This window comes from Microbacterium aerolatum (assembly GCF_007988825.1).
GTDB lineage: Bacteria > Actinomycetota > Actinomycetes > Actinomycetales > Microbacteriaceae > Microbacterium > Microbacterium aerolatum.
Window position 1 is genome coordinate 202850 of record NZ_BJUW01000001.1, and the last position, 12102, is coordinate 214951.

Below are 12102 nucleotides of genomic sequence, written 5' to 3' on the forward strand. Positions count from 1 at the left end.
ACGTGTTCAGGCACCCCGGAAGGTGACGTGACGCGCCCGAACCGCGGCGCGAAAAGCTACCGTGGAACCATGAAGTTCGTCAGCGAACAGCCAGCCGTGGATCTCACGTACTCCGACGTGTTCCTGGTGCCCCGCCGATCGGCCGTCACGAGTCGCCTTCAGGTCGATCTCGCTCCGCAGGACGGGACGCCGGCGACGATCCCGCTGGTCGCCTCGAACATGAACTCGGTGACCGGCCAGCGGCTCGCTGCGGTTCTCGCGCGACGCGGCGGTCTCGGCATCCTTCCGCAGGACATGCCGCTGCAGGATCTGGACGGCGCGATCCGCGATGTGAAGGCGCAGCCGGTGGCGTGGGACACGCCGCTCGTGCTCTCGCCGGCGGCGACGGTCGAGGATGCGCTCCGGCTGCTGCCCCCGATGAGCGGGCACGGCATCGTCGTGGCGGAGGGCATCGGCCGGGTCGAGGCGTCGGCAGTGCACGGCGTACTCCCCGCCACGCGTCTGGCCAACGCGCTTCCCGATGCGCGACTGGGCGACCTCGTCCACTCCGGCACTCCGTCGCTGGAGGCGGAGGATGCCGCGGATGCGCGCGCCGCCTTCGACGTGATCACCGAGACTGGGACCGAGCTTGTCACGGTCGTCGATCACGGGCACCTGGTCGGCACGCTCAGCGCGCGCAGCGCGCTGCGCTCCACGCTCTATGCGCCGGCCGTCGACGCAGAAGGACGCCTCGCCGTCGGCGCCGCCATCGGCATCAACGGCGACGTCGCTGCCAAGGCCAGGGCGCTCGCCGGCGCAGGCGTCGACGTCCTCGTCCTCGACACCGCGCACGGACACCAGGAGGGGATGCTGCGCGCTCTCGCCACGGTGTCGGCGCTGAACCTCGGCATCCCGCTCGTGGCAGGCAACATCGTGACGGCCGACGGCGTGGAAGACCTCGTCGATGCCGGGGCGACGATCCTGAAAGTCGGCGTGGGCCCGGGGGCGATGTGCACCACGCGCATGATGACGGCCGTCGGCCGACCCCAGTTCTCCGCCGTGCTGGAGACCGCCGAGGCCGCTCGCGCGGTCGGCGCGCACGTCTGGGCCGACGGGGGAGTGCGGTACCCGCGCGACGTCGCGCTCGCGCTCGCGGCGGGGGCGGCATCCGTCATGATCGGTTCGTGGTTCGCCGGGACCATCGAGGCGCCGGGGCAGTTGCTGGCGGATGCCGACGGGCGCATCTTCAAGGAGTCGTGGGGGATGGCATCGACCAAGGCCGTGCAGGCCAGGTTCGGGCGCCTCGACGCGTATGAGCGTGCTCGCAAGGAGCTGTTCGCCGAGGGCATCTCCTCGTCGAAGATCTACCTGGACCCGCTGCGCCCAGGCGTCGAGGATCTGCTCGACATGATCACCTCCGGCGTGCGTTCGTCCTTCACCTACGCCGGCGCGGCATCCGTACCGGAGTTCCACGAGCGCGCCCTCGTCGGCCGCCAGTCCGCCGCCGGCTACGAAGAGGGCAAGGCGCTCCCGGTGAGCTGGTAGCGCTCGCTGCGGCTGTTTCCCAACTCGCGCTGCTCTTTCCTGGTTCGCGCTGCTCTTTCCTGTTCGCGCTGCTGAAGTCTCTGCAGCGTCAACAGCTTTGGACAGCGCGAAGAGGCTCACGGGTGCCGCGACTCGTTCTGCACATTGCGGGATGCCGTCGAGTTGTTCGACAACGACGAGAAACTGATCGGATGCTCTCGCCGCTGTGCCAGCGTTCGGACATGTCAATGCAGACAGAGCATCCGATCACCGTGCACCGGCGCCGCGAGCGCGATGGCGTTCCGCTCAACGACCGCCTGCTCAGGCAGTCGGTGCTCAGCGGCATGTACCGGAGAGTCGTCGCAGGCAGCTACGTGCGCGAAACCGCGTGGAAGAACCTGAAGCCGATTCAGCAGCACCTGGTCCGAGTGCTCGAAGTCGCCGATCGCGCGCGCGGTCCGATCGTGCTCACGCACAGCGCTGCGGCTGCGATTCACACCATCGATCGCATCGGTGCACGGCCGAATCTCGTGGATGTGCGCATAGCGCAGAGCGGGGGCGGGCGTTCATCTGGTGCTGTGCGTCGTCGTGCACTGGGATTCGAGGGCGTCGAACTGGTCGAGTGGCGCGGGCATCTCGTGACCTCGCCAGCGCAGACGGTGGTCGACCTCGCATCCGAGGCGACGTTCACAGCTGGCGTGGTGGCGGCCGATCAGGTCCTGTGGGAGCATCGCTCGGGCGGTCCGCTCGCCCGGCATGACGAATTGCTGGGCGCCTTCGACACCAACCGACGCCGTGGAGTCGGGCGCGTCCCCGCGGTGCTCGAGTTCAGCACCGAGCTCTCGGATTCCGTGCGCGAGAGCGAGGCGCGGGTTCTGCTTGACCGCCTGGGGTTCCCACGACCCGAGCTGCAGAAGGAGTTCGTGCTTCCCAGCGGGCGCACGGTGCGGTCGGACTTCTACTTTCCGGAGCAGGACCACGTCGGCGAGTTCGACGGCGTCGGCAAGTACTTCGATCCCGATATCCTCGCCGGCCGCACCCCGGAGCAGGCTCTTCTCGAAGAGAAGGACCGGGGCGATGCGCTGCGCAGGCAGGTATCCGGACTCTCCCGGTGGCGCACTCCTGATCAGCGGGATCCCGCCCGCCTTTACAGCATCCTCGTGGCCGACGGGTTGCCCTCGCGGTTTCCTCCGCCGCGGAAGCGTGCGTGACAACGGTGCGCATCTTCGCGCGGCCCATATCTGTTCGCGCTGCTCGAACTTCTGCAGCGTGAACAGCGAACAGCAGCGCGAATCAGGAAAGGACAGCGCGACTCTGAAACCACGGCGGATGCCGCGCGGCGGCGCCGCAGAACTCACAGCGAAAACAAGAGAGCACCGGCCGCCGATTCTGTAGAATCGATGCACCATGGACGACCCTCCCAGTTGTAGTACCTCGCCCCACTGCCCGCGCTGCCACTCCGAGGAGGGGAGCGTCTGATGGATTACGTCATGTTGGGCGTGGGGCTCCTGCTCACGGTGGGGACGGGCCTGTTCGTCGCCAGCGAGTTCGCGCTCGTCAACCTCGACCGCGCTGAGCTCGAAGCGCGACAGGCACGCGGCGAATCGCGGCTGTCGCTGACGATCAGCGCCCTCAAGCACACCTCCACACATCTGTCTTCCGCGCAGCTCGGCATCACGCTGACCACGCTGCTGACCGGTTACACCATGGAGCCGGCTCTCTCGAACCTGCTGCGCCCTGTGCTCACGGCTTGGGGGATCTCCGAGGCGGCGGTCAGCCCGATCGCGACCGTCGTGGCGATGACCCTCGCGACGGTGCTCTCCATGATCCTCGGCGAGCTCGTGCCGAAGAACTTCGCGCTGGCACTGCCGCGGCAGACGGCGAAGCTCGTCGTTCCGTTCCAGGTCGCGTTCACGACGGTCTTCAAACCGGCGATCCTGCTGCTCAACGGCAGCGCCAACGGCATCCTCCGCTCTGTCGGGATCGAGCCGAAGGAAGAGCTCTCCGGTGCGCGGACGGCCGAGGAGCTCTCCTCACTCGTCCGGCGGTCGGCGAGCGCCGGCGTGCTCGAGGCCGACACCGCGTCGCTCCTCGATCGCACCCTCACCTTCTCCCGGCTGTCGGCCGACGACGTGATGACGCCGCGTCCGAGCATGCATGCGATCGCGGCGGGGGACTCCGCCGAGGATGTCATCCAGCTCGCCCGTCGCACCGGCCACAGCCGGTTCCCGGTGTACGACGACGACCTCGACGACATCACCGGCGTCGTCCATCTCAAGGCCGCCGTCTCCGTTCCCCGTGAGCGTCGCAGTGAGGTGCCCGTCGGTGCGCTGTCGACCGAACCGCTGCGCGTTCCCGAGACCCTGCACCTGGACGTGCTGATCTCCGAGCTGCGCGCCAAGGGCTACCAGCTCGCGGTCGTCGTCGACGAGTACGGCGGCACCGCCGGCATCGTCACTCTGGAAGACCTCGTCGAGGAGATCGTCGGCGAAGTGTCCGACGAGCACGACCGCAGCCGCGCCGGCATCGTCCAGGGCCGCGATTCGGTCACTTTCCCGGGCGAGCTGCGACCCGACGAACTGCTGGGCCGCACCGGGGTGCGCGTGCCGGAAGGAGACGTGTACGACACCGTGGGCGGCTACATCATGAGCGTGCTCGAACGCGTGCCCGCCGCCGGCGACGAGGTCAGCCTCGACTCCGGCGTTCTGCAGGTGGTCCGCATGGACGGCCGCCGCGTCGACCGCATCCGCTACACGCCAGTGCCGGTCGACGTCGCGAATGAGGAGGTGACCCGATGAGCGATTGGATGGGAATCGTCTGGCTCGTGATCCTGCTCGTCGCGAACGCCTTCTTCGTCGGCGCCGAGTTCGCCGTGATCTCGGCCCGCCGTTCGCAGATCGAACCGAGGGCGGAGCAGGGCTCCAGGGCGGCCAAGACCGCACTGTTCGCGATGGAGCACGCGACGCTCATGCTCGCGACCTCTCAGCTGGGCATCACGATCTGCTCGCTGCTGATCCTGAACGTCTCCGAGCCCGCGATCCATCACCTCCTCGCCGTGCCGATGCACGCGCTCGGATGGGCCGAACCGGTCGTCGACATCACCGGATTCGTCGTCGCGCTGCTGCTGGTGTCGTACCTGCACGTCGTGTTCGGCGAGATGGTGCCGAAGAACCTCGCGTTCTCGATCCCCGACCGTGCGGTACTGATCCTCGCGCCGCCGCTGGTGTGGGTATCCAAGGTGTTCCACCCCGTGATCTGGGTGCTCAACGCTGCCGCCAACGGCGTGCTGCGCCTGTTCCGCGTCGAGCCGAAGAACGAGGCGGCATCCACGTTCACGATCGACGAGGTCGCGACGATCGTCGACCAGTCGCGCCGTGAGGGTGTACTGACCGACACGTCGGGTGCCGTTGCAAAGGCTGTCGAGTTCACGGACAAGAAGGCGCGCGACGTCGCCGTGTCACTGAGCGATCTCGTCACCCTGCCGCAGACCACGACCCCGGACGACATCGAGCGTGCGGTGGCCCGCTACGGATTCTCCCGCTACGTGATCGTGGATGAGGAGAGCACCCCGCTCGGGTACGTGCACCTGAAGGACATCCTGCGGGCGTCGGAGGGGGAGGACGCGGCCGCGAAGACGATCGCGCCGATCCCGTCCAAGCGCATCCACCACATGGTGCCCGTGCAGGAGGACACCGACCTCGAGGACGCGTTGGCTCTCATGCGACGCGCCGGCCGCCATCTCGCGAAGGTGCGCAACACGCAGGGCGAGACCACGGCCGTGCTGTTCCTCGAGGACATCCTCGAAGAGCTCGTCGGCGAGGTTCAGGATGCCACCAGAAGGGTGCACGGACGGTAGACGGCGGCCGCCGCGGGATCAGCGCCAGCGTGCGCGCAGATACTGCGGCGGCCAGTCCGTCTCCGCACCCAACTCGTGTGCGGCGCGCAGCCCGAAGTGCGGGTCGCGCAGCCACTCCCGCCCCGCGAAGATCGCGTCGGCTGCCCCCTCCGACAGCACCTGCTCGGCCTGCTCTGCGGCGGTGATCAGTCCCACGGCGCTCACCGGCACCCGGCCGGACCTGCGCACGGTCGCGGCGAGCGGCACCTGATAGCCCGGGTGTACGTCGATCCGCTGGTGGGCCACCAGGCCGCCGCTGGAGACGTCGATCAGGTCGGCACCGTGCTCGATGGCCCACTCGGCGACCTGCGCCGCCTCCTCAGGGGTGAACCCGCCGTCCGCGTGGTCGGTAGCGGAGATGCGCACGAACACGGGCACACCGTCGCCCGCGACGGCGCGCACCTCGTCGATGATGCGCAGCAGCAGGCGGGCACGGTTGGCCAGCGTCCCGCCGTACTCGTCGGTCCGCTGATTCGACAGCGGTGAGAGGAACTGGTGCAGCAGGTAGCCGTGCGCACCGTGCAGCTCGAGCACGTCGAAGCCGGCGTCCAGCGCTCGTCGTGCCGCGGCGGCGAATCCGTCCACGACGCGCTCGATGCCCGCGGCATCCAGGGCGACGGGCTCGTCGAAACCCTCGAAGGCGATCGCCGACGGCGCGACCGTCTGCCATCCGCCGTCCGCCTCCGCAACTGACCCGCGCTCATCCGCCCACGGCCACCAGGTCGAGGCTTTGCGCCCGGCGTGCGCGAGCTGGATGCCGGCGAGCGAGCCGCGGTGATGGATGGCATGCACGATCGGCGCCCAGGCGTCGCGCTGCTCGTCGTTCCAGATGCCGGTGTCTCGCGGGGAGATGCGTCCCTCCGACACGACGCTGGTGGCCTCCGCCACGATGAGACCCGCCCCGCCCGAGGCGAACTGGGCCAGATGCGCGTGGTGCCATTCCTGCACGAGACCATCCACGGCGCTGTACATGCACATCGGCGAGACCCACAGGCGGTTCGGGAACGTGACGGAACGAAGGCTGAGCGGGGAGAAGAGAAGACTCACCCTTCGACCGTAGTACCGCCGTCCGGACGGTCGGCGCGCTAGCGTTGAACCCATGGTCGAGGTGCGCGAATGGTCCCGTGCGGACACCGTCCCGCTGCTGTGCGTGCCGACGGCATCCGACGACAAATACTCGCGCGGCGTGGTCGCGATCCGCACCGGATCGGATGCCTACCCCGGAGCCGCCGTGCTCGGCGTCGAAGCGGCATGGCGCACCGGCGCCGGATTCGTCCGGTACGTGGGCGCGGGCAGAGCAGCGGATGCCGTGATCGCCCGCCGCCCGGAGACCGTGGCCGCATCGGACATCGGACGCACGCGCGTCGGAGCCTGGGTGATCGGCTCGGGCACGGACCCATCGCACCGGTCCTGGGACGAGGAGCGCGCGCTGCGCGAGATCCTCACCGGAAGCACACCCGTCGTCGTCGACGCCGGCGCCCTCGATCTGGCCCCCCGCGCTGAGGCCCCGCTGGTCGTCACCCCGCACGCCGGCGAGTTCGCGAGGCTGCGCGAGAGGATGGGCCTGTCGCCCGAGGGCAGCGGAGACCGCGCCGCGGATGCCGTCGAGGTGGCGGCAGCGCTCGCCGCGGTCGTCCTGCTCAAGGGGGCGCCGACGATCATCGCCGCTCCCGACGGGTCTGCCAGAAGCGTCGCCGACGCGCCGTCCTGGCTGGCCACGGCCGGCACCGGCGACGTGCTGGCCGGGATGCTGGGCGCGCTGATCGCGGCGAACCCGGAGTCTCCGCTGGCCGATGTCGTGGCATCCGGCGCGTGGCTCCACGCACATGCCGCCGCGATCGCGTCCGGTGTGCAGGACAGCGGCCCGGGGCATCCGATCGTCGCCCTCGATCTCGCACGCGCGATCCCGGCCGCCATCGGGGATCTGCTGTCGTGAAGCCGCGCGTCATCGGCCTGTGGGCCGCTTTCCTCGCCGCGCACGTACTCGTCGCCTGGCTGGGATGGGTGTATCCGACGCAGCCGATGGGCGACGTCGTGCTCGTCTATCAGCCGTGGTCCGCGTCCGCGCTCAGCGGCGGAGCGATCGTCGGCATCACCGAATCCTGGGTGTACCCGCAGCCCGCCCTGCTGCCGATGTTCCTCACCCAGCTGCTCGCGTGGCCGCTGAACAGCCTGGTCGGCACGACGGGCGCGTACCTGATCGGCTGGGCCGTGCTGATCACGGCGCTGGATGCCGTCGGCTTCGGCGTGCTCGTGGGCCGTGTGGGGACCGCTGCGCGACGTTCGGCCGGCTGGTTCTGGACCGCGGCGCTGCTGCTGTTCGGGCCGATCGCGATGTACCGCATCGACGCGGTGACGGTGCCGCTCGCGGTGATCGGTGGATGCTGGCTCGTCAGACGCCCTACCGTGGCCGCAGCCGTTCTCACGCTCGCCGCGTGGGTGAAGATCTGGCCGGGCGCGCTCGTCGTCGCGGCCATTGCCGCTGCGCGCACGCGAATGCGGATCCTGCTCGTCTTCCTCGCGACCAGTGCTGCGATCGTCGTCGTGCTGTTCCTGCTCGGCGCCGACCGGCACCTGTTCGGCTTCATCTTCGAGCAGACCGGTCGCGGATTGCAGATCGAGGCGGTCGCCGCAACACCGTTCATGTGGATGGCGGCGGCGGGCGCGGCATCCATCGATTACAGCTTCGAGATCCTCACCTTCCAGATCGGCGCCCCGGGAGTCGAGGTGCTCTCGACGCTGCTGACCCCGCTCATGGCACTCGCCGCGATCGGCGTGCTCCTCCTCGGCGCGGTGAAAGCGGCCCGCGGCGCGTCCTTCCCGCGACTGTTCCCGCCGCTCGCGCTGACCCTCGTGGCCGTGCTGATCGTGACGAACAAGGTCGGCTCGCCGCAGTTCCAGACCTGGCTGATCGCACCGGTGATCCTGTGGATCATCTTCGACCGCACGCGCGCCGGGATTCCGGCGGCTCTCGTGCTCATACTCGCCGGGCTCACCTGCCTCGTCTACCCGCTGACCTACGACGGGCTGCTGCGCGCCGAGCTCGTGCCGGTCCTGCTGCTGACCGCGCGCAACGCGCTCGTGATCGTGCTGCTCGTCATTGCCGTTCGGGCACTGATCCGCGTGCCCATCGCTCGCTCCGCCAAGAGAAACTGAGGAACACCATGCTCATCGCCTTCTCCGTCGCACCCTCCGGCACAGGAAACACCGACGGCTCGGTGCACGACGCGGTCGCCGCCGCCGTCAGGGTGGTCCGTGAATCCGGACTGCCGCACCGCACCACGAGCATGTTCACCGAGATCGAGGGGCCTGACTGGGACACCGTGATGTCAGTGGTGAAGCGCGCCACTGAGGCGGTGATGCCGTTCGGCTCCCGGGTGTCGCTCGTCCTCAAGGCCGACATCAGGCCCGGTTACTCGGGCGAGCTCGACGCCAAGATCGACCGCCTCGAAGCGGCGATCGGAGACGACGAAGCCCAGTAGCATTGTCGGGTGAACCACTCCTCGACCAGGTCGAGGGGTGCGGCGATGATGGCGCTCCTCTCCCTCGCCATCGGCTCCTTCGGCATCGGCATGACCGAGTTCGTCGTCATGGGCCTCCTGCCCGACATCGCGCGCGACCTGCGCCCGGAACTCTGGGCAGCATCACCTGAAGAGGCGATAGGACAGACCGGTGTCCTCGTCTCGCTGTACGCGCTCGGCGTCGTGATCGGCGCTCCGACGATCGCGGGGCTGGTCGCTCGATTCCCCCGGCACCGGGTCATGATCGGCCTGGCCATTGCGCTCACCGTGTTCAACGCCCTGACCGTGGTCCTGCCGACCTTCGAGCTCGTGGGCGCGTCGCGCCTGCTCGCGGGACTGCCGCACGGCGCGTACTTCGGCATCGGAGCGCTGGTCGCCGCCGACGTGCTCGGCCCCGGCAAGCGCGCCCAGGGTGTGGCGTTCATCCTCACCGGACTCACGATCGCCAACGTCATCGGCGTGCCGCTGGGCACCTTTCTCGGGCAGCAGTGGGGCTGGCGGACGGCCTTCCTGGTCGTCACGCTCGTGTTCGCCGCCGCGACCGCGTGCATCGCCGCCTTCGTGCCGAAGCGTCCGGGAGAACCGGGACGCACGCTGCGCTCGGAGCTCGGCGTGTTCCGCGTCGGGCAGGTCTGGCTCACGCTCGGGGTCGGCGCGATCGGTTTCGGCGGCTTCTTCGCCGTCTACAGCTACGTCGCCCCGCTCGTCACGGATGTCGCCGGTTCTCCGGACTGGGCGGTGCCGATCGTGCTCGTCGTCGTCGGTCTCGGGATGACGGTCGGCAATCTGCTCGGCGGATACATGGCGGATCGCGACCTGCGTCGCACGCTGCTGGTGGGCATGGGCGGGCTCGCCCTGGTGCTCGTGCTGCTGGCGCTGCTGTCGTCGCAGATCATCCTGCTCACGGTTCTCGCATTCGGTGTCGGGCTGGTGTCGTCGGTACTGAGCCCCGCGATCCAGACCCGACTGATGGACGTCGCAGGGGACAACCAGTCCATCGCCGCCGCGCTGAACCACTCCGCGCTGAACATCGGCAACAGCCTCGGCGCCTTCCTCGGCGGCACGGTGATCTCACTCGGCTGGGGGTTCACAGCACCTGCATGGATCGGGGCGCTGCTCGCCCTGGTCGGACTGGCGATCGCCGCGATCGCCTACCGCAGCGAGCGGGTGGCCGTCGCAATAGGGTGAGGGCATGGATGCGACGATGCTCGTGGGCGGAACGGCCGTGCTGCTGCGCGAGGGCGCCGATGGTCTGGAAACGCTGCTGATCCGCCGCCCCGATCGTGGGTCGTTCGCCGGCGCATGGGTGTTCCCCGGCGGTGTCGTCGAAGACGCCGATGTCGTTCCGGGGGAGAGCGAGGAGCGGATCGCCGCTCGTGCCGCTGCCCGTGAGTGCGCGGAGGAGGTGGGGCTGCGGCCGCAGGGCCTGCACGTGCTGTCCTGCTGGGTGCCGCCGGCAGAGGCGCCCAAGCGGGTGCGCACCTGGTTCTTCCTCGCCGGTGCGCCGGAGGGCGACGTACTGCGGCTTGCGCCCGACGAGGTCATCGACGCGCAGTGGCTCACGCCGTCCGAGGCGTTCCGCCGTCATGCCGCAGCCGAGGCGCTCCTGTTCCCTCCCACCTGGGTGACGCTGGACTGGCTCGCGAAGCGGTCATCGGTCGACGAGGCGCTGGCGGCGGCATCCGTCCCCGAACTGTACGAGACGCACCTCATCGGCGGCGGAGTGTTCGTATGGGGCGGAGATGCGGAGCATCCCGAGGGCGGCGAGGGCCGACACCGCATCGACACCTCGGTGCTGCCCTGGGTGTACGCGCGCGACTGAGCGTCAGGCCTCGAGCAACCGGCGCAGGTGCCTGCCGACAGCATCCGTCTCGATGAGGAAGCCGTCGTGCCCGAAATCGCTCGTCAGCACGACCGCCTGATCCCCGTCGATCGTGTTCGGGATGCTGCGCGCGATGCGGTGCTGCCCGTCGACCGGGAACAGTCGGTCGGTGTCGATGCCGAGAACGAGAGTCGTCGCCGTGACGGACTGCAGCGCCGTCTCGACGCCGCCGCGATCGCGACCGACGTCGTGCGAGTTCATCGCCTCGACGAGGGTGAGATAGCTGTTCGCGTCGAAGCGGCGGGTGAACTTGTTGCCGTGGAAGTCGAGGTACGACTCGACGGCGAATCGTCCGCCACGGCCGAGCGGGGAGACCTCGGACTGCCAGGAGCGCTGGAAGCGCTGGTTCAGCTCGATCGGGCTGCGGTAGTTCAGCAGCGCCATGCGCCGTGCCAGCGCCAGGCCGCGGTGCGGGCCCTCGCCGATGCTCTGGTCGTAGTACTCGCCGCCCTGGAAGCGCGGGTCGATGCGGATGGCCTCCAGCTGCACCGAGTTCAGCGCGATCTGGTCGGCGGTGTTCACCGGCGGAGAGGACAGGACGGCCAGACGCTCGACGCGCTCCGGGTGCGTGATCGCCCACTCCAGCGCGTGCATCCCGCCCATGGAGCCGCCCACGACGCCCGCCCAGCGGTCGATGCCGAGCGCGTCGGCGAGGCGCACCTGCGAGGCGACCTGGTCGCGCACTGTCAAGTACGGGAAGCGAGATGCCCACTCATAGCCGTCCGGGGCGATGCTCGCCGGACCGGTGGAGCCCTGGCATCCGCCGAGCATGTTCGGCGCGATGACGAACCATCGGTCGGTGTCGAGAGGGGCGCCCGGCCCGACGATGTCCTCCCACCAGCCGGCCGTCGGATGCCCGCGGCCGGCGTCGCCGCGCAGGTGGCTGTCGCCGGTGAGCGCGTGCAGCACGAGGATCGCGTTGTCGCGGGCGGCGTTCAGCTCGCCCCACGATTCGTAGGCGATGCGGATGCTGGGCAGCTCCTGCCCGCTCTCGGTGCGGAAGGCGCCGAAGGACGCGAACCTGCGCGCGCCGGCCGGATCGCCGTCACGCCACGCGCCGGTGACCGGAGGGCGAGCACGGAGCAGACGAGCATCGGCCTCGGTCACGCGCGCCGACGGCACGGTGTCCTCCGAGGTGCTCTGCCAGTCCATGCCTCCATTCTCGCCTGCCAGGCGGGAAGCGCGGCCAACGTTACGTGGCGGGCTCGCTCGGCACTTTGTGACAGAGGCGCCATCGATCGATGCCGCGGATGTCACAAGATGGCGCGGATGCCCGGAAACGCGGATGCCCGGAAACGCGG

General features: G+C 69.4%; 11 protein-coding genes. 9 read left to right on the forward strand and 2 right to left on the reverse strand.

The genetic code is table 11. The features are described 5' to 3' along the window. Positions 1 to 69 precede the first annotated feature (69 nt). The 4 genes from guaB1 to MAE01_RS00935 all read left to right on the forward strand — a co-directional run bounded on the left by guaB1 (position 70) and on the right by MAE01_RS00935 (position 5359). Positions 70 to 1524: a GMP reductase gene (gene guaB1, locus MAE01_RS00920; RefSeq protein WP_147037675.1), complete on the forward strand. Its 1455-nt coding sequence runs from the start codon at positions 70 to 72 to the stop codon at positions 1522 to 1524. A gap of 221 nt (positions 1525 to 1745) precedes the next feature. Then, positions 1746 to 2714: a hypothetical protein gene (locus MAE01_RS00925; protein WP_147037676.1), complete on the forward strand. Its 969-nt coding sequence runs from the start codon at positions 1746 to 1748 to the stop codon at positions 2712 to 2714. Positions 2715 to 2981: 267 nt separating this feature from the next. After that, on the forward strand, positions 2982 to 4301 hold the full coding sequence (locus MAE01_RS00930; protein ID WP_147037677.1) for a hemolysin family protein: 1320 nt from the start codon (positions 2982 to 2984) through the stop codon (positions 4299 to 4301). Further along, the gene (locus tag MAE01_RS00935) at positions 4298 to 5359 is read left to right on the forward strand and encodes a hemolysin family protein (RefSeq protein WP_147037678.1); all 1062 of its coding nucleotides are present in this window, start codon (positions 4298 to 4300) and stop codon (positions 5357 to 5359) included. Before MAE01_RS00930 ends, MAE01_RS00935 begins: the two co-directional genes overlap by 4 nt. Before the next feature lie 18 nt (positions 5360 to 5377). On the opposite strand, the gene MAE01_RS00940 is transcribed toward MAE01_RS00935, so the two are convergent. After that, positions 5378 to 6445 (reverse strand): NADH:flavin oxidoreductase/NADH oxidase, encoded by a 1068-nt coding sequence (locus MAE01_RS00940; protein ID WP_147037679.1) that lies wholly within the window; start codon positions 6443 to 6445, stop codon positions 5378 to 5380. A 52-nt stretch (positions 6446 to 6497) separates the two neighbouring features. Here MAE01_RS00940 and MAE01_RS00945 point away from each other — a divergent pair, with 52 nt between their 5' ends. Genes MAE01_RS00945 through MAE01_RS00965 form a run of 5 tightly spaced genes read left to right on the forward strand, consistent with a single transcriptional unit; the run spans position 6498 to position 10741 of the window. Continuing rightward, the gene (locus MAE01_RS00945; RefSeq protein ID WP_147037680.1) at positions 6498 to 7334 is read left to right on the forward strand and encodes an ADP-dependent NAD(P)H-hydrate dehydratase; all 837 of its coding nucleotides are present in this window, start codon (positions 6498 to 6500) and stop codon (positions 7332 to 7334) included. Then, a complete protein-coding gene (locus tag MAE01_RS00950; RefSeq protein ID WP_229718299.1) occupies positions 7331 to 8554 on the forward strand; it encodes a hypothetical protein in 1224 nt (407 codons plus the stop codon). Before MAE01_RS00945 ends, MAE01_RS00950 begins: the two co-directional genes overlap by 4 nt. Positions 8555 to 8562: 8 nt before the next feature. Continuing rightward, positions 8563 to 8880 carry a thiamine-binding protein gene (locus tag MAE01_RS00955; RefSeq protein WP_147037681.1) on the forward strand — a complete coding sequence of 106 codons (318 nt, stop codon included), beginning with the start codon at positions 8563 to 8565 and terminating at the stop codon, positions 8878 to 8880. A gap of 45 nt (positions 8881 to 8925) precedes the next feature. Then, complete coding sequence (locus MAE01_RS00960) at positions 8926 to 10107, forward strand: MFS transporter (RefSeq protein WP_147037904.1); 1182 nt, start codon at positions 8926 to 8928, stop codon at positions 10105 to 10107. Positions 10108 to 10111: 4 nt separating this feature from the next. Beyond that, on the forward strand, positions 10112 to 10741 hold the full coding sequence (locus MAE01_RS00965; protein ID WP_147037682.1) for an NUDIX domain-containing protein: 630 nt from the start codon (positions 10112 to 10114) through the stop codon (positions 10739 to 10741). A 3-nt stretch (positions 10742 to 10744) separates the two neighbouring features. Here MAE01_RS00965 and metX read toward each other — a convergent pair whose 3' ends face one another. Continuing rightward, positions 10745 to 11953 (reverse strand): homoserine O-acetyltransferase MetX, encoded by a 1209-nt coding sequence (gene metX, locus MAE01_RS00970; protein ID WP_147037683.1) that lies wholly within the window; start codon positions 11951 to 11953, stop codon positions 10745 to 10747. Positions 11954 to 12102: the final 149 nt, after the last annotated feature.

Bases quoted from the DNA above. Each gene is read 5' to 3' on its own strand.
- guaB1 (WP_147037675.1), top strand. From the start codon at position 70: ATGAAGTTCGTCAGCGAACAGCCAGCCGTGGATCTCACGTACTCCGAC.
- MAE01_RS00925 (WP_147037676.1), top strand. From the start codon at position 1,746: ATGTCAATGCAGACAGAGCATCCGATCACCGTGCACCGGCGCCGCGAG.
- MAE01_RS00930 (WP_147037677.1), top strand. From the start codon at position 2,982: ATGGATTACGTCATGTTGGGCGTGGGGCTCCTGCTCACGGTGGGGACG.
- MAE01_RS00935 (WP_147037678.1), top strand. From the start codon at position 4,298: ATGAGCGATTGGATGGGAATCGTCTGGCTCGTGATCCTGCTCGTCGCG.
- MAE01_RS00945 (WP_147037680.1), top strand. From the start codon at position 6,498: ATGGTCGAGGTGCGCGAATGGTCCCGTGCGGACACCGTCCCGCTGCTG.
- MAE01_RS00955 (WP_147037681.1), top strand. From the start codon at position 8,563: ATGCTCATCGCCTTCTCCGTCGCACCCTCCGGCACAGGAAACACCGAC.
- MAE01_RS00960 (WP_147037904.1), top strand. From the start codon at position 8,926: ATGATGGCGCTCCTCTCCCTCGCCATCGGCTCCTTCGGCATCGGCATG.
- MAE01_RS00965 (WP_147037682.1), top strand. From the start codon at position 10,112: ATGGATGCGACGATGCTCGTGGGCGGAACGGCCGTGCTGCTGCGCGAG.
- metX (WP_147037683.1), bottom strand. From the start codon at position 11,953: ATGGACTGGCAGAGCACCTCGGAGGACACCGTGCCGTCGGCGCGCGTG.